Origin of the sequence: Geoanaerobacter pelophilus, from assembly GCF_018476885.1 — a bacterium.
Taxonomy (GTDB): domain Bacteria; phylum Desulfobacterota; class Desulfuromonadia; order Geobacterales; family DSM-12255; genus Geoanaerobacter; species Geoanaerobacter pelophilus.
Map to the genome: position 1 here is coordinate 61,854 of NZ_JAHCVJ010000002.1, position 16,957 is coordinate 78,810.

Below are 16,957 nucleotides of genomic sequence, written 5' to 3' on the forward strand. Positions count from 1 at the left end.
AAGAAATGCATACCCGAAACTCAGCGGGCAATAAAACATTCAGGCAAACGCCGAAGATGAGGATTTTCTAGGAAATTTCCATTGCACTCCAGTTAGGTTTTTGAGACTATAATGAGAAATCTGGCTCACGAATAGTAATGGGGGAATGCCTGGTGTCTTCACTCTCTGACAATACAATTCAGGACATCGAGTCCGGCGTACTGTCAAACTTCGTCCATGAATTCAATGTTGCCCGCCGCCACGTTCTGTCATACCCAGGTAACCACCCGATAATCGCTGCATCCTCAGAAAAGGTGCTCACCCTCCTCCGTGAACTGCTTGGAAACAACCCTGAAATAACCATTGGCATTGCCAAAGATACCTTGATAGCAGGCGATTCCCTGCTGGATAAAAGCAACCATGCCTACCGTAATCTGGCGAGACTCCTCTTTAGCCACGGCATCGCAACGATAACCTTCTCTGCGCGCCTGACCGCCGCGGAACTTATCAACTTTTGTAAAATCATATCGGTAAAACGGGAAGCAATCGACGCCAAAGGCGGGATTGCAGCAATCATGAAAATGGCGGCAATAACCGGAATTACGCTTACTGCCATCGACTACAGCGCGTTTCTTGCTACTGAATCAGGGCTTAATAATGAGCAGCCTGAGGTTTTGCCAGATAGAATATTTGAATCAATCTGGCAAGAGTTTGTGGTGAGTCTGCTGCAGGGGACCCTCGTTAAGAAATCTGATCTGAGCAACGTTCACATCGGCCTTACCCCCGCCGAACTCGCTGAGATGCTTAACAAAAAGCTCAATACAGCAGAAGACAACAAAGAGAAGCATGTCTCCAATGAACAGATCCTTGCTGCCTTTATCCAGCATTTGGAGCAGCATCCCCATGACAGTCACAAGGAAGAACTGCTCAGACGGCTTAACGCTTTGGTCTCCCACCTTTCGCCTGACTTGCGTAACCAGCTTTTATCCAGCGTTTTCAAGTCGCTGGCTGAAAAAAAGGAGCTGGCCGAAGCTTTTCTCTCGCAGATTCCCGAAGAAGCAATCATTGATACACTTGATGCAATGATCTTAAAGAAGGAATCCCTACCCCCGATGCTGTTCAGCCTGATTGGCAAGCTTTCTTCCAATCTTGCGGTTAAAGCCAGCCAGATGGCCTTCGAACTTGGTGGTTCAGAGACTGAGGAGTTAAAAAACAAGCTTCGCGAACTATTCAGGGAAGAAAGTCACGACAAATTCACACCTGAAAGCTACCAGGCCGGACTGAATTCGGTACTTACTGACAAAAAGGCTCTTCATTTGGGACGAGCAGAACTTGAAACCCTGAAACAATCCCTTAATACCCATAGCATTGAAAATCAGGTAAGCCGCATCCTCCTCGACATCATAAACAACGGGTTCGATGAGTTGGGCGGCGAAATAATGCTCAAAAACCTGGTCGATCTCTCAAGCTACTTTCTCAGCTGCGGGGATTTTGCCGCCTTGATGCAGATGTATGACCGGCTGAGCAGCCAGGCAGACAAAGAAAACGTCGAGCGCTATCACGAGATTTTGCAATTGTTCAACGAACCGGATTTTGTCCTGGAAGTGATTCAGGGAATCACCTTCTGGGGCAAGACCAAATACCAGGAAATCGGCAATCTGATCATCAAAATCGGCGCAAGTTTCATTGGTCCGATTCTCGACCGGCTGGCGGAAGAGCAGAACATGTCTCTGAGGCGTTATTACATGGATATTCTCCAGCGAATCGGTGACAGAGGAAGAGAGGAGATCATTGCCAGACTGCGTGACAACCGTTGGTACTTCGTCAGGAACTTGGTTCTCATCCTGCGTAATTTCGACGCTAACCTGGTAATCCCGCACATCCGCCGGCTGACAAACCATCCCCATTCCAAGGTTAAACAGGAAGCGATCAAGGCGCTGCTGTTTTTACAGGATTCCGAAGCTGACCGTCTCCTCCTTCGTGATTTTGCCAGTGGTGATCGGGAAACGGTCATCAATGCCGTGCGACTTGCCGAACAGAGCAAACATGCCGAGGTCATCCGTTGCCTGACAGACTTTCTAACCCGAGGAGGGCTGTCAGGGCTCGAATGCGAACTCAAGAGTGCCGTGATCCACTCCTTGAGCATGATTGGCTCACCAACTACGATTCCGGTCATAGAGAGCTTTCTCCGTTCCAGATCACTCTTCAGAAGCAAACAGTTGAACGGCCTGAAAATTGAAGCGGTCCGGTCGCTCAATCGCTACCCCAAACATCTTGCGGTCCCACTCTTAAATGACATTATTAAGTCAGGCCATCGCACTATCAGAGAGAGCGCCAGAGAAACAATCCAAGGTATCCAGGGGGGCGAGTCATGATAAACGACCGGCTCACGCACCTTCATACCTTTATCCGGCTGATAAGCACTGCGGTCTCCACCTCTCTCCTTTACTCGCTCGACCATCAGCAGGTAACCAGACTCTGCTCTACAGCTGTCGAGCAGTTGAAAGCAACCTTAGGGGATGAGCCTGAAGTTGCCTTGATGCTTATTGACGATGACCTTGTTGCCTGGGACAGACCGCTGTTACCAAGCATGTATGTCAATCGTTTCTCCCAGATTCTCAAAAACAGAGGCATCGGTCACGTGCGGATCTTTCGCGACATCGCAATGGAGGAAGTAGTTCTCCTCGTGAAGACACTGGCCAGACAGGGATCAGATAACGATGACATCTGTTCCACTGACAATCTCCGGTTTGGTCAAGTAGAGATAAAACAGCTGGATGATGAGAAGGAAGATCATGCACACCAGAGGAAACTGACGCTTGCCGACATCCCGATGGAAGAACTCGGCAAGTTCATGGAAATCTACGATGAAGTCCGCTCGGGCAATAAGTTCAGCGTATCAGGGATTTCCGATATCGTTAAATGCTTTATTGACTCGTTCAGGCAGGTAGGATCCCCCCTGCTTGCTTTGGCGCCACTGCGTGCCATGGACGAGTATACCTACACCCATTCGACCAACGTCTGTGTCCTTAACCTGGCACAAGCGATGTCTCTCGGCATAGATGGACCGATGCTGAATGAAGTCGGCATTGCTGCAATGCTCCACGACATCGGAAAGCTTTATGTCCCTGAAGAGGTTCTTTCCAAGCCGGGCAAGCTCGATGATGCCGAATGGGACCTGATAAAGCAACATCCGACCAAAGGCGCTCAGAGGCTGCTGGACACACCAGGCGTACCCAGACTTGCGGTGGTTACCGCATATGAGCACCATCTTAAATATAACCTGACAGGGTATCCGAGGGTCGCTGAAAACTGGCAGCAGAATCTCTGCAGCCATATGACCACCATCTCTGATGTATTCGACGCGTTAAGGACCAAGCGGGCCTACCGTGACGCCATGAGTTTTGCAAAGATATCAGGCATCATGCTCGAATTGGCCGGAACAGACCTGCACCCGGTACTTACCAAGAACTTTCTCCGGATAATAGGCAATCTCCCTGAACAGCCGCCAGTAGCGGGCCAGGAGCAGGAACACCCTGTTCTTGCGGAAAAGGGCACGCCATGATCAAGCGGGTATTGCCAAAGCCTTTTCAATATTTCGGCAATGTGCGATTTTTTCTTTTCAGCCTCTGCCTGATCATCTCGCTGTTTGTCGCCGGCATCTTTTTTGTTCTCTACAACCGCACCAATGACCTGCTTACCCAGAGAATCCATGAACAGGCGGTGAGCTACGAAAACCTGATCCGCCACACCAAGAACTGGAATTATAAATACGGCGGGGTCTATGTCGAAAAACGGCCGGGCGTAGAATCTAACGCGTACCTGCTGCGACTCGGCATGAATCCGGATTTAAAAACCGAAACTGGCGAAGTTTTAACTATCCGCAACCATGCAATCATGGTTGATGAAATAGCGCAGCAGACCAAACGTCATGAAGGCGTTAATTTCCGAGCGGTCAGCCTCAAACCGTTATCTGACAAGAACACCCCGGATGAAGTAGAGAAGGTCGCCCTGAAGGCATTCGAAAATGGCGCAAAGGAGTTTTCCCGCATCGAGTTGGCAGGAGCCCATGGATCATTCTACCGCTACATGATGCCGTTGTTTGTGGAGCCGGATTGCCTCACTTGTCATAAATCCCAAGGCTACAAGACCGGTGACATTATCGGCACCATGAGTATTTCCATTCCGATATCCCAAATGGTCAGTGAAATAAGCGCAAACCGCCTGCTCATTTCGATTGCAGCCATCCTCACTATCGGCATTCTTATTGGAATTACCTATTTCCTCACTTGGCGCTTGGTCATTCAACTCGACGCAGCGCAAAAGTCCCTCAAGAAACTTGCCTCTACCGACGAGCTGACAGGGATCAAAAACAGGCGCCAGATCATGAAGCGCCTTGAAGAAGAGTTTGAGCGGGCAAGCCGCTTACATGAACCACTTTGCCTGATAATCATTGATATCGATCACTTTAAAAAGATCAACGATAACTACGGTCACCCTTGTGGCGATCAGGTATTAAGGCAGGTGGCAGGCAGGATGAATGACAACCTCCGGCGCTATGACAGCATCGGCAGAATTGGCGGTGAAGAGTTCCTGCTCGTGTCTCCTGGTAGCACCATTGACGAGGCGGGTATTTTGGCTGAAAGATTGCGGGAGACCATCTGCGGAGAACAATTCGGAGAAGAGCCCTGCAGATTTTCAATCTCAATCAGTGCCGGGGTTACAACACTGCTTGAGACGGACAGCAAAGTCGATACCCTGATCAAAAGGGCTGACGAGGCCCTTTACCGGGCGAAACATTCAGGCAGGAACAGGGTAGAAGTCGCCTGAACCTGTAGTCAACTATTCAAACGCCTTACGGTATTCCATCGCCAGCTTTTTCCGGTTCTTGCAGCAGATCACATCCCATGGCAGCACTTCGTCAAGGCCAGCTTGACGGGTGACCAGTTGCTCCATATCCAGCCCTGCCTCTTTCAGCGCCTTGCGCCAGTTGCCGGTTTCAGCATAACGCACAATAGCAACGGAGAGCCTCCTATCGCCACGAGAGACCAAGGCCTGCGTCAACGAGTCCTTGATCCCTTCCATCTGCATCCGCACATTCGGCACCTTGGCAAATGCCTTCCTGAGGAAAGATGCCTTCGCTTCCAGCTCCCGCACCGGCGCCATGGCGCACCACTGAAATGGGGTGAATGGCTTTGGCACAAAGGGATTGATTGAAAGCGTTATCTGCCCCAGCCTCTTGTTCCCTTTAGCCGTCTCTGTAACCAGTTGCCTGATTCTTTCGACCAGAGATACCATCTCTTCCAGGTCTGCCATGGTTTCTGTCGGCAAACCGACGATGAAGTAGAGCTTCAGATTCAGGATATCGTGACTGATCAGCAACCGGCAGGCCTCAAGGATCTGATCACTGTTAATCCCTTTGCGAACCAGGTCGCGCATCCGTTGCGAGGCTCCTTCCGGCGCAAGACTTACTGTCTTGTGGCCACTCTCAACCAGCACCTTAATCAAATTGTCCTCAAGGGAATCGATCCGTAGCGAGGCAACCGAAACGTTGCCGCCTGCATCTCTGATGTCTCGGCAAAGTTCGCCGACCCCGGTAAAATCACCGACAGCCGCACCGACAAGACCGACCTTGCGGTGTTGTTCAAGAGCGATCAGCGCCTGGGCTCTGACTGATTCAAGGGAACGTTGCCGATATGGTTCATAGATAAAGCCTGCGGCACAGAATCGGCAGCCGCGGGGGCACCCCCTGGATACCTCAAGCAGATACATCCCGGAGAACTCGGTGTCAGGAGAAAACAGGCGTGAACCGACCTGCGCGTTGTCCAGATTGGCGCTCCAGACCCGCTGCACGCACTCTGGTGCCCCTGTGGACGAAGAAATACTGGCAACGGCAGGGCCGTTGTATTCGACTCGGTAGAATGCCGGCACATAGATTCCAGGCACAGTTGCGGCCTGGTGCAGCAGTTGTTGCCGCTCGGCATTGGCAGTGGCCTTCAAAAGCTCCAAGAGCGCCGGCACCAGCGGCTCCCCTTCGCCGATGCACGCAAGGTCCAGCAAGTCGGCAACCGGTTCAGGGTTAAGAAAAATCGCGGCGCCGCCGGCAATCACCAACGGCTCGCTGCTGCTTCTGTCCGAGGAACAGGCAGGTATGCGGGCCAGAGCAAGAATGACCGGGATATTGAGATAATCCGTTTCGAATGAAACAGAAAACGCCAGGACATCGAATTCGTTAAGGGGCTTCTGGGATTCGAGAGAAAGAAGCGGTTTGCGACTGGCGTTAAGCTCTGCCAGCTCATCTTTCTCCGGCAGGAAAGCCCGTTCGCACACCACGTCACTGTTTTCATTGAACAGGGCATACACCGCCTGAAATCCCAGGTTGCTCATCCCAGTCCGGTAATGATTCGGGTAGATCAGGCAAACCGTGAGTTTACCCCCCCACCCCTTGACCACTGCCCCCTGCTCTGCTGCCAGGATGCGTCGGTATTTCTCGATTGTTTTCCAAGACATAGCTTAAAATACCATTCTATGCGGCCGTAGGCAAAGAAAAACCCGGTATCTCCTTTGGGGGAAGGGGAATACCGGGCATATCACTTTCCGGAGATGTGGTGGCAGCCCCGGAAAACGCACAGAAACCAGCAATTAATTGAGGGTAACGTCAGGTGTTCGTTCTACCTGTCAGTCCACCGACTTCCTAAGGAATGTCGGGATGTCGTACTGCTCGTCAAAGTCATCAGCCAGGAAGCTGCTTTGGCGAGGGGTAACCTCTCTCTCGCGCAGCCTCTCAAAAGCCGGGCGCTCCCGGTCATCCCGCCGTGAAACCAGCGGGGAAACCTTTCTAACCTCCTGACGGCTCTTTTCCACATCAAACCTGTCGCCGAAACCGGTAGCGATCGCCGTGATCTTGATGGAATCGCCCAGAGTCTCGTCAATGAGCAAACCAATGATGATATTGGCGTCATCGTGAACCTTTTCGTGGATCACCCGGCTGGCAGCATCAAACTCTTCCATGGTCATTGAAGCAGACCCGGAAATATTTACCAGCACCCCTTTTGCTCCGGAGATATCGATATCTTCGAGCAACGGGCTGGAAATCGCCCTAGTGGCGGCCTCAACAGCGCGATTCTCGCCGGTGGCTATGCCGATACCCATCATGGCCATGCCGCGCTCGCTCATGATGGCGCGCACATCAGCAAAGTCGACGTTGATCATGCCGTGGGTAGTGATCAGATCTGAAATACCCTGGACCGCCTGACGCAGTACGTCGTCGGAAGGCTTGAAAGCATCGAGGATTGACATCGACTTGCCTGCCAGGCCCAGCAAGCGGTCATTGGGGATCACGATCAGTGAGTCCACATGCTGCTTGAGTTCCTTGATCCCTTCTTCGGCCTTGGCAAGGCGCTGCTTACCTTCGCGAGAGAACGGCTTGGTCACGACGCCGACCGTAAGGGCGCCGACCTGGCGGGCAGTCTCAGCAATGATCGGAGCAGCCCCGGTGCCGGTGCCGCCACCCATACCAGCAGCAATAAAGATCATATCAGCGCCCTGGAGAGTTTCGGCCAACCGCTCCTTCTCTTCCAATGCGGCATCCCGGCCAACTGCCGGATTTGCTCCAGCGCCAAGACCTTTGGTCAACTGTCCACCCAGTTGAATCTTGGTCGGAGCCAGGCTGGTCCGAAGTGCCTGGGCATCGGTATTGGCAACGATGAAGTCAACCCCGTGCATCTTTTGCGTGATCATCGTATTGACAGCGTTCCCCCCGCCGCCACCGATTCCGATCACCTTGATCTTTGCGTTCTGGTCAATGGTTTCATCGAACACGAACATAGACATCCCCCTTTTGGTCTATTTGATAATTTGCCACCACAAATTAAATTGCAACGTCACCCTTAGAAAAACTCGCCGAACCACTCCTTCATCCTGCGACTCACCCTCCGGAACAGGTTGTCGTCAGTCTGCGAGGTCGGAAACTCCCGAATCCCCTGGTTCTTGCTTCCGTAAACCACCAAGCCGACACCAGTCGCGTACGCCGGGGTGTTGACCACATCAACGAGACCGCCGATATTCTGCGGCAGGCCTCGGCGCACCGGAAGGTTGAATACCTGCTCGGCCAGTTCCGGCATCCCTTCAAGGATCGTGCTGCCACCAGTGATCACTACACCTGAGGCAATCAAATCTTCGTATCCTGACTTGACGATCTCGCGATTGACAAGGGTGAAGATCTCCTCAACCCTGGGCTCCAGGATCTCTGCCAAGAGCTGCCGGGAAAGCACCCGCGGTTTCCTGCCTCCAACGCTGGGCACCTCTATGGTCTCTTCTTTGCCAACCAGCGAAGCCATGCAGCAGCCGTATTTCTGCTTGATTCTTTCAGCCTCAGCCATCGGCGTCCTCAAACCGACGGCGATGTCGTTGGTCATGTTGTTGCCGCCGAGAGAGAGCACTGAGGTATGTTTGATAGCGCCATCCACAAAGATCGCGATATCGGTTGTCCCCCCGCCGACATCGACCAGGGCCACGCCAAGCTCTTTTTCATCAGAAGAGAGAACCGATTCCGATGAAGCAAGCTGCTCAAGTACGATATCCGCCACATCCAACCCGGCCCGGTTGCACGCTTTGATAATATTCTGGGCGCTGGCCACGGCGCCGGTTACGATGTGAACCTTGGCTTCAAGACGGACGCCGCTCATCCCCAGAGGCTCGCGGATACCGTCCTGGTCATCGATTATGAATTCCTGCGGGAGGATATGGATGACCTCTCTGTCCATCGGGATTGCCACTGCCTTGGCAGCGTCGATGACCCGCTTGACATCTTCTGAAGAGACCTCGCGGTTCTTGATGGCAATGATCCCCTGGGAATTGAACCCCCGGATATGGCCACCGGCAATCCCGGCATAGACCGACTTGATCTCGCATCCGGCCATCAGTTCTGCCTCTTCCACGGCCTTGCGGATAGCGGCAACAGTACTTTCGATGTTGATCACTACCCCTTTGCGCAAGCCGCGCGACGGGCTGGTGCCGATGCCAACTATCTCTATACCATCCTCAGTCGCATTGCCGACAATGGCGCAAATCTTGGTGGTCCCGATGTCGAGTCCAACCAGCAAATTGTCCCGTTTACCGGACATAGCTCTCCCCCCTAGGTTTCTGCTTTTTTACTATAGTTCGGTCACAAAAGTCGAGGTCAATATTGTCCGGATTGAAACTGTCTGTTTTCAGACCCCGGTAGACGATGGCTACCCCGCCATCAGTGAAGCTGCCGACCAGTGCACATATCTGCTTGTTCCCTAAAGCATAATCTGTGTTCAACCTTCGGTCTCTGGCCATCGCACACCCCCATTTAACCGGATTTCACAACTATTTTATCGGCATAATCAAGGTCAATGTACTCTACAGTCTTCATCTGTGGCTGCAATGTCCCGTATATCTTCCCGAGACGCTCAAGTTTTTCGTCAAACCCTGCCCGGCCCAAGCGCACCGGCACTCCCCGATCAGCCATGAACAAGGTGAACCCATACCCCTTGTCATAATGCACCTCGGAAACATCTTCCAGCCGCAGCACCTCTCGCCCCTTCAGCAGTTCAACCAGAGAGAGCATCGATTTCAGGGCTTCCCTGGACCCGGCCGGGTCTCGGGAGAGGTCCTCTTCGCTGATTCCGGTCAGAACCGGGTAATCGAGGTTGTCACCTTCGATCAACAGCTTGAAAACCTCGCCTTTTGCATTCAGGTAATAGAGATATCCCATGCTGGCAACAGCAACAGGTTCCTGCTCGGCGATCTCAATAGTTATCGTGTGCGGCAGATAGCGCCGGATCCGGACCTTTTCTATCCAGGGATTTTTCGACAGCTGCTTGCCGATATTGCCGAGACGCAGACCAATGAGATCATCGCCCGGCTTGATCCCGGCCTGGGCTATAACTTCTTCACGGGTAAGCCGCTTGAGTGCGGAGACCTCAATTCTTTCGAGCCGGAAAAACGACGACCGGGCAATCAGGGAATACGCCTCGTAGACAAGCAATCCACCCAGAGATACCACGGAAAAACAGACAACAGCGCGAGCTGCCTTTTTGAGAAAGCCGCGGATGTCGATCTGCCGTTTCTCACGCTTCATCCGATTCTGGGTACCCCTTACCGGTTTACCCCGAAACGGCTGACTACTTGATCTGCGATTCGCCGGCACGGCCATCTATCTTAGTTCCCCTGGCTCTTTATCTTCAGTGCTGCAGAAGAGACAATCTCCTCCACGAGATCGGCAAACCCGAACCCTGCTGTTTGGGCAATTTCTGGCATCAGGCTGAGTGCGGTCATCCCCGGAAGCGTGTTCACTTCCAACAGGAAGCATTCACCCTCTGCCGTGACCAGAAAATCTACCCGGCTGTACCCGGAGCAGCCAAGTACGCGATGCGCCAGTTCACCCAGGCGTAGCACCTTTTCATACAGCGTCTTTTCCAGTGGGGCAGGACAGATATGTTCGGCCATGCCCGCCGTGTACTTTGCTTGAAAGTCGTAAAACTCCCGTTTGGGAACAATTTCAATCGCCCCCAGAGCCTGTTCGGCAAGGATGGCTACCTGGATTTCTCTCCCCTTGATATATTGCTCCACCAGGATTTCGTCATCGTACTTTAAAGCCTCTTTCAGGGCGGGGAGTAGTTCCTCCTGCTTCCGAACGATGCTGACGCCAACGGAAGACCCTTCCTGAGACGGCTTGACCACCAGAGGAAAACCAAAGCCGGCATACTCTTCATTAAAGCTGTCGCTGTTTCTGAGCACTACATAAGGTGCGACAGTAAGGCCATTAGCCGAAAACACGACCTTGGCCACGGTCTTGTTCATGGCAAGGGCGCTGGCTAGGACACCTGACCCGGTATATGGGATCCCCATAACCTCAAGCAATCCCTGTATCGTGCCATCCTCGCCCAATCTGCCATGCAGACAGATGAAGGCCACTTCAATCCCCTCAGCAACCAGACGCGCTGCAATATCGCGCCCCACGTCAATGGCAACGGCATTGTACCCACGCTCAATAAGCGCAGCATGGACCGCTTTACCGCTGTTCAGCGAGACTTCCCGCTCTGCGGACAGCCCGCCCATCAGCACGCCAATTTTTTTATTTTTCACGGTTGCACGATCCATCACAATCACCCCTCGCCTACGATACGAACCTCTTCTTCAAGCTCAACCCCGGACACCAGCCTGACGCGCTCCTTGATCACGGTAGCCAACTCCAGAAAATCCCGGGCGGTCGCCCCGCCGCGATTCACCAGAAAGTTTGCGTGCTGTTCCGATACCTGAGCACCGCCGACAACGGCGCCACGAAGGCCAGCGGCATCGATGAATCTCCAGGCAGGACCTTCAGACGGATTCTTGAAGAATGATCCTGCATTCGGATACCGAACCTGCTGGCTGGTCCTGCGCTTCTCGATAAATTCATGAACCCTTACGCTAATTGCCGTGGGATCATCAGCCATCAGCTGAAAAACAGCGGCAACGATGACCGCACCTTCAGCCAGCTGCAAAGACCTGTAGCCATAATCAAGATCGCATGCCGCTATTTCATGCACCCCGCTGGCATCGATTATAATCAGACTTTCGAGGCACTCCATGATCTCATGACCGTGGCACCCGGCATTCATGGCCAGCGCCCCTCCGATGCTGCCCGGGATCCCGCTCAGGAATTCAAGCCCGGAAAGGCCTTCCAATTCGAGACACTTCATCAACCGCTGGTTGGAAATCCCGGCCTGCACCGATATCCGGTTGTCAGGCAAACGCATAAATGACTTGAGCCGTTTCAGCGAAATAACGATCCCTCTACAGCCGCCGTCACGAACCAGGAGATTGTAACCGCCGCCGATGACCAGCCAGTTAATCGAGTGCTCTCGGCACCGTCCAAGCAGCAGCTGCAAATCTTCCAGATCTTCGGGAGCAGCAAAGAGGTCGGCAGGTCCCCCTACTTTCAGCGAAGTGTGCCCGGCAAGCGGCTCCTCCTCAAGCAACCTGCCACGGAACCCTGCGAAAATAGCGCCGGAGGGCCGACTCATATTACGCCCTTACCCCTTCCCCTGGAGGACTGAGAGCAGTTCTTCTCCGATCTGCCACAGGTTTCCCGCCCCAAGGGTGAGAACGATATCGCCTTCGCGGATTACTCCCAGCAGATGCTTGCAGATCTGCTCCCGCTCGCCAACATATGTGACGTCTTTCTGCCCGTGCTGGCGGATGCTGGCAACAAGCTTTTCTGCCGAAACCCCTGGAATCGGCTTTTCGCTAGCAGCATAGATGTCGGTCAATACCAGCAGGTCCGCGTCATAGAAACAGGTCACAAAATCCGAGAACAGCTCCTTGGTACGCGTATAGCGATGCGGTTGGAACGCAACCACCAGCCGCCGCTCCGGCCAGCCGTTTTTTGCCGCAGCCAGGGTAGCCCGAATCTCGGCAGGGTGATGGCCGTAATCATCGACGATCATGATACCGTTAACCTCTCCCTTGACCTGGAAGCGACGGCCGACCCCGCCAAAGCGTTCAAATCCCTCCTGGATCTGGGCAAACGGCACGTCCAGTTCCATTGCCACAGCAATGCAGGCAAGGGCATTGAGCACATTGTGCGCTCCAGGCATGGAAAACGAGATCTCCCCCATCCGGTAACCCTTGTAGTGGGCAACAAAGCTTGTGGTGCCGGCAGCGTGCTTCACATGGGTCGCCCTGATGTCGGCCTGGGAGGTGAGTCCGTATGTTACGAACCGTTTTTTGACCTTCGGGATGATTTCGGCAACATTGCGATCGTCGAGGCAGAGCACGGCCAGGCCGTAAAACGGGATCTTGTTGATAAAATCGACAAAGGTGTCTTTTATCTGAGCGATCCCGCCGCTGTAGTAATCAAGGTGGTCGGCGTCGATATTGGTGACCACCGCGATTGTCGGCGACAGCTTGAGGAATGAACCGTCAGACTCGTCGGCCTCGGCAACGAGGAACTTTCCCTGGCCCAGCACCGCATTGGTGCCGAGGGTGTTCAGTTTGCCGCCAATGACTATGGTCGGGTCAATACCGCCATGGGTCAGCACGGTAGCAACCATTGAGGTGGTGGTGGTTTTGCCGTGGGTTCCGGCAATAGCAATACCGTACTTCATCCGCATCAGCTCGGCCAGCATCTCTGCCCGAGGAATGACCGGAATCATCCGGTTTCTCGCCTCAACAACCTCGGGATTGTCTTCCTGTACTGCCGTTGAGGTAACAACAACATCAACTGAGGCAATATTTTCGCTGGAATGGCCGATGTGGATCTCTCCGCCGAGCGAGGCCAGCCGCTCGGTGGTATCCGAACCACGCAAATCCGAACCGGAAACCTTGTAGCCCAGGTTCAACAGCACTTCGGCGATGCCGCTCATACCGATGCCGCCAATGCCGACGAAATGGATTTTTTCAATTTTACCGTACATGGCCAGTTCCTTTTGTCCCGATCATTTCATCCACGATAATTTTTGCGGCATCAAGCCGCGCCATGCTTCTGGCATTCCGGCTGATCGTCTCAAGCCTGTCCGGTGCTGCCATGATCTTTTCGATCTCTGCTGCAAGGCGCTCCCCTGAGAGTTCCTGCTCAAGGAGCATGAGGCAGGCATCGTGCTCCAGCAGCGCTTCGGCATTCTTGCGCTGGTGATCATCCACGGCATGGGGAAACGGAATAAAGATACAGGCCTTGGCTGCAGCCGTCACCTCGGCAACGGTGGTGGCACCGGCCCGGCAGATAATGAGGTCGGCCTGCCGGTACGCCGCAGCCATATCGTCGATGAACGGCAATACCGTGGACTTGATTCCGGACTTCGCATAGGCATCTGCAACCTCAGTCAGATCGTTCTTGCCTGTCTGGTGCACTATGGAAACGCGCTCCTTCAAGGCGGACATCTTGGGTAAGGCCGCCATCATTGCCTGATTGATACTTCTGGCCCCCTGACTGCCGCCAAACACAAGAATCCGGAACTCATTGCCCTGCGCTACCGATGGGAACGAATCCTCAGCAGTCACCAGCTCCAGAATCGACTGGCGCAAAGGATTACCGGTCAACAGGGTCCGTTCTGCAGGGAAAAACCGCTGCGATTCTTCCAGAGAAATGAAGACCTTGTTGCTAAAGCGAGCAAGTAACCGGTTGGTCAGACCGGGGATGGCATTCTGCTCATGAATGAAGTAGGGAATCTGCATGCCGCGCGCGGCAAGGCACAAGGGTGCCGAAGCATAGCCACCAACCCCCAGCACTACATCCGGCCTGAATTTTTTCAGAATCTGCCGCGACTGCGAATAGCCGAACATGAACAGGAAAAGCCCCTTGATCTGGGCCGAGCCGTTCTTGCCACGTACCCCTGAGGCGGAGATAGTTTCCAGTTTCATTCCGAGCTGCGGAACGATCCTGGCCTCAATGCCGCGCTCAGTGCCAACGAAAAGCACTTCATTTGCGGCATCCCTGCTGACAAACTCCTCAGCCACGGAAATCCCGGGGAAGAGATGACCACCGGTGCCTCCGCCGGCAACGATAAGTTTCATGGCGTTCCCCTCATCCTCGTCGAGATATTAAGCAATATTCCCATGGCAAAGAGGGTAATAAGCAGAGAACTGCCGCCGTAACTGATGAATGGGAGCGCCAACCCTTTGGTCGGCAACATCCCGGTAACGACACCCATGTTCACAAAGGCCTCTATTCCAAGCAGCACTGCGATGCCAAAAGCGAGAAATCTGCCGAAGGTGTCTTCCGCGCCAAGAGCCACGCGAATACTCCGCCAGACCAGCAGGAAAAACATCGAAGCGATCACGAGCACCCCGATTAAACCGAGTTCTTCGCCGACCACGGAAAGGATGAAATCGGTGTGAGCCTCGGGCAGGTAAAAGAGCTTCTGCTTCCCCTCTCCCAGCCCCTGGCCAAGCACGCCCCCGGCGCCGAACGCCAGCCACGACTGAATGATCTGAAAGCCGCTGTTTGACGGGTCGTCCCAAGGGTTAAGAAATGCCAGTACCCGCCTGCGTCGATAATCGACGTTCATGACCAGGAAGTAGAGAAATGGCAAGGCAATGAGGAACATGGAAATAATGTAGGTCGGTCGTGTGCCTGCCGCAAAAAGCATGATCACGGCAACTGCGCCCAGCGTCAAAGCAGCCCCCAGGTCCGGCTGCTTGAGCAGGAGGAGCAGCAGCACAGCCAGCACTACCATATATGGCAAAAAGCCGCTCGAAAAGAACTTTACCCGGTCCTGCTTCTTTTCCAGGGAATAGGCCATGTATATGATCAGAGCAATCTTGGCCATCTCTGACGGCTGCAGCGAGAAGCCGGGCAGCCTTATCCAGCGCGCCGCCCCTCCAGCACTCCCGCCGATTCCCGGTATCAACACGAAAACCATCAGGACCAGGCAGCCGATAAGCGCCGGAACAGCGAGCTTTTTCCAGAGATGATAGTCGATCTGCATCACTCCATACATGATACTGAACCCGACCAGGGCAAAGATCCCCTGCCGTTTGAGAAAATAAAAGCCATCGTGATATTTTTTGGCAGCCATCACCGATGAGGCCGAGTACACCATGACCACGCCGAAGCAGGTAAGCGCCACGACCATCAGCAGGATAACGATATCGCACGACGCAAGCCGTTTCATCTGGTCCCTGCCTCGGGGATGCCCCTGACAAGAGCCTTGAACTGCTCGGCCCTGTCCTCGTAATCGCGAAACATGTCGAAACTGGAACAAGCAGGCGAGAACAGCACGACCCCTCCGGGGACGGTAACCGCAGCTGCCAGGTTGACGGCCTCCTCAAGGGTAGCAGCCATTCTTGTTTCCGCGTACTCGCCGAGCTCGTGGGCAATCCGCTCCTTGGCCTCACCGATCAAGATCATGCAGCGGACCCGCTCCTTTACCAGATTGGCAAGGGGCAGGTACGATCCCCCCTTGTCCTTGCCGCCAGCTATCCAGGTGATGTCGTTGAAGCTGGCCAGCGCTTTTTCGACACTGCCGACATTCGTGGCCTTGCTGTCTTCGTACCAGCCGACCCCGTTCACTTCTCTGACCAGCTCCATCCGGTGCGGCAGCCCCCGGAATTCCTCTACACCCTTCTGTGCCAGAGCGGCAGGGCAACCGGTGAGCATGGCAGCGGCAAGCGAGGCCATGATGTTTTCGGTATTGTGTACCCCTTTAATTCGGAATGCCGCAGTGGAGATGACCTCTTCCCGGCCATCCCAGCGGAAGACAATTGTCCCGTCCTTGTGGAAGATCCCCTGTTCGAGTTCGCGGCACTGGCTCATCCAGACAACGCGACCCTTCATGGAACCGGCAAGAGCGGCAACCAGTGGATCGTCAAGATTCAAGAGCGCGTAATCGTCACTGGTCTGGTTCATGAAGATCCGGACCTTGGCATCAATGTATTCCTGGTAGCTGCGATAACGGTCCAGGTGATCTTCCGTGATGTTCAGCAGCACCGCGACCTTGGGCCGGAACCGGTCGATCGCCTCCAACTGAAACGATGACAGCTCGACCACGACCCGCTCGACCTTCTCCTGGCTGTCGACAAGTTCGATCAGGGGATTGCCGATATTGCCACCGACAAACGTCGCAAACCCGGCTTTCCGGCAGATTTCGCCGGTCAGGGTGGTGGTGGTGGTTTTGCCGTTGGTGCCGGTGATGGCAATGATCGGTTCCGTGATAAACCAGCTGGCAAGTTCAATTTCGCTGATGATCGGCCGGTTAGCGGCCCGCGCCATCTGCAGCGGCTGTATATCCATAGGCACACCGGGGCTCACCACGATGTAATCGGCGGCAAGAAACGATTCAACCTTGTGGCACCCTAGCTCCATCTGAAGCTTCAACCCGTCAAGCTGCGTCAGAAATGGCTCCAGAGCCGCCCCCTGCTTCATGTCAGTGATTGTTACCTCGGCCCCCTGCTTCACGAGAAAGTGACACACCGCAACGCCGGTTCGGGCTACTCCGACCACCAGTATTTTTTTACCTGAAAGATTCAT

At 54.0% G+C, this 16,957-nt stretch carries 14 protein-coding genes; 3 read left to right on the forward strand and 11 right to left on the reverse strand.

The window, feature by feature from the left end; all coding sequences use genetic code 11:
* Positions 1-152: 152 nt before the first annotated feature.
* Genes KI809_RS05660 through KI809_RS05670 form a run of 3 tightly spaced genes read left to right on the forward strand, consistent with a single transcriptional unit; the run spans position 153 to position 4,809 of the window.
* Entirely contained in the window at positions 153-2,354 is a 2,202-nt protein-coding gene (locus KI809_RS05660) for a HEAT repeat domain-containing protein (RefSeq protein ID WP_214170575.1), read from the forward strand.
* Positions 2,351-3,544 (forward strand): HD-GYP domain-containing protein, encoded by a 1,194-nt coding sequence (locus KI809_RS05665; protein ID WP_214170576.1) that lies wholly within the window; start codon positions 2,351-2,353, stop codon positions 3,542-3,544. Before KI809_RS05660 ends, KI809_RS05665 begins: the two co-directional genes overlap by 4 nt.
* On the forward strand, positions 3,541-4,809 hold the full coding sequence (locus tag KI809_RS05670) for a diguanylate cyclase (protein ID WP_214170577.1): 1,269 nt from the start codon (positions 3,541-3,543) through the stop codon (positions 4,807-4,809). The genes KI809_RS05665 and KI809_RS05670 overlap by 4 nt, the downstream gene beginning before the upstream one ends.
* A 12-nt stretch (positions 4,810-4,821) precedes the next feature.
* Here KI809_RS05670 and KI809_RS05675 read toward each other — a convergent pair whose 3' ends face one another.
* The 11 genes from KI809_RS05675 to murD form a co-directional block, all read right to left on the reverse strand.
* Positions 4,822-6,489 (reverse strand): radical SAM protein, encoded by a 1,668-nt coding sequence (locus KI809_RS05675; protein WP_214170578.1) that lies wholly within the window; start codon positions 6,487-6,489, stop codon positions 4,822-4,824.
* A 168-nt stretch (positions 6,490-6,657) separates the two neighbouring features.
* Entirely contained in the window at positions 6,658-7,806 is a 1,149-nt protein-coding gene (gene ftsZ / locus KI809_RS05680) for a cell division protein FtsZ (protein WP_214170579.1), read from the reverse strand.
* Between the two features lie 62 nt (positions 7,807-7,868).
* On the reverse strand, positions 7,869-9,104 hold the full coding sequence (ftsA, locus tag KI809_RS05685; RefSeq protein ID WP_214170580.1) for a cell division protein FtsA: 1,236 nt from the start codon (positions 9,102-9,104) through the stop codon (positions 7,869-7,871).
* Positions 9,094-9,303, reverse strand: coding sequence for a hypothetical protein (locus KI809_RS05690; protein ID WP_214170581.1), 210 nt, complete (start codon positions 9,301-9,303; stop codon positions 9,094-9,096). The genes ftsA and KI809_RS05690 overlap by 11 nt, the downstream gene beginning before the upstream one ends.
* Positions 9,304-9,316: 13 nt before the next feature.
* Positions 9,317-10,162, reverse strand: coding sequence for a cell division protein FtsQ/DivIB (locus KI809_RS05695; RefSeq protein WP_214170582.1), 846 nt, complete (start codon positions 10,160-10,162; stop codon positions 9,317-9,319).
* Positions 10,163-10,167: 5 nt separating this feature from the next.
* Positions 10,168-11,109 carry a D-alanine--D-alanine ligase gene (locus tag KI809_RS05700; protein WP_214170583.1) on the reverse strand — a complete coding sequence of 314 codons (942 nt, stop codon included), beginning with the start codon at positions 11,107-11,109 and terminating at the stop codon, positions 10,168-10,170.
* Between the two features lie 5 nt (positions 11,110-11,114).
* A complete protein-coding gene (murB, locus tag KI809_RS05705) occupies positions 11,115-12,014 on the reverse strand; it encodes a UDP-N-acetylmuramate dehydrogenase (RefSeq protein ID WP_214170584.1) in 900 nt (299 codons plus the stop codon).
* Between the two features lie 9 nt (positions 12,015-12,023).
* Positions 12,024-13,406, reverse strand: coding sequence for a UDP-N-acetylmuramate--L-alanine ligase (murC, locus tag KI809_RS05710; RefSeq protein ID WP_214170585.1), 1,383 nt, complete (start codon positions 13,404-13,406; stop codon positions 12,024-12,026).
* On the reverse strand, positions 13,396-14,502 hold the full coding sequence (murG, locus tag KI809_RS05715; protein WP_214170586.1) for an undecaprenyldiphospho-muramoylpentapeptide beta-N-acetylglucosaminyltransferase: 1,107 nt from the start codon (positions 14,500-14,502) through the stop codon (positions 13,396-13,398). The genes murC and murG overlap by 11 nt, the downstream gene beginning before the upstream one ends.
* Positions 14,499-15,602 carry a putative lipid II flippase FtsW gene (gene ftsW, locus KI809_RS05720; RefSeq protein WP_214170587.1) on the reverse strand — a complete coding sequence of 368 codons (1,104 nt, stop codon included), beginning with the start codon at positions 15,600-15,602 and terminating at the stop codon, positions 14,499-14,501. Before ftsW ends, murG begins: the two co-directional genes overlap by 4 nt.
* Positions 15,599-16,957: a UDP-N-acetylmuramoyl-L-alanine--D-glutamate ligase gene (gene murD / locus KI809_RS05725; protein ID WP_214170588.1), complete on the reverse strand. Its 1,359-nt coding sequence runs from the start codon at positions 16,955-16,957 to the stop codon at positions 15,599-15,601. The genes ftsW and murD overlap by 4 nt, the downstream gene beginning before the upstream one ends.